1 protein-coding gene is annotated in these 461 nt (G+C 62.0%); it reads right to left on the bottom strand.

Annotation, left to right across the window (positions count from 1 at the left end; translation table 11 throughout):
* A partial coding sequence (locus tag ACTHSP_RS21875) for a ParA family protein (protein WP_440346994.1) occupies nt 1-461 on the bottom strand: 461 nt, incomplete at both ends.

Below are 461 nucleotides of genomic sequence, written 5' to 3'. Positions count from 1 at the left end.
AGATAAGCCTGTGTGCCTTTGGCGTGGGCGTCGTAGGCGAGGGCGGGGAGGCCGTGGCTGGGGGCTTCGGCGAGGCGGATGTTGCGGGGGATGACGGTATCAAAGAGCAGGTTGCCGAAGTGTTGTTTGAGCTGTTCGCTGACTTCTACGACGAGGCGGCTGCGGCTGTCGTACATGGTGCGGACGATGCCGGTTACGTCGAGGTCGGGGTTGATGGCTTGGCGGATTTTGCGGACGGTGGCCACTAAGTCGGAAATGCCTTCGAGGGCGTAGTATTCGCAAAGCATGGGGACGATGACGCCGTTGGCGGCGACCAGGCCGTTGAGGGTGAGCAGGGTCAGGGACGGGGGGCAGTCGATGAGGACGTAGTCGTAGTCGTCGGCAACGAGCTGCAGGGCGTTTTTGAGGCGGATTTCGCGTGCGATTTCTTGGACGAGTTCGACTTCTGCGCCGGCCAGTGT

The organism is Neisseria sp. P0001.S005 (genome assembly GCF_051963715.1).
The sequence above is the reverse complement of the archived record's forward strand: the minus strand, read 5'-3'. Positions and strand labels throughout refer to the sequence as shown.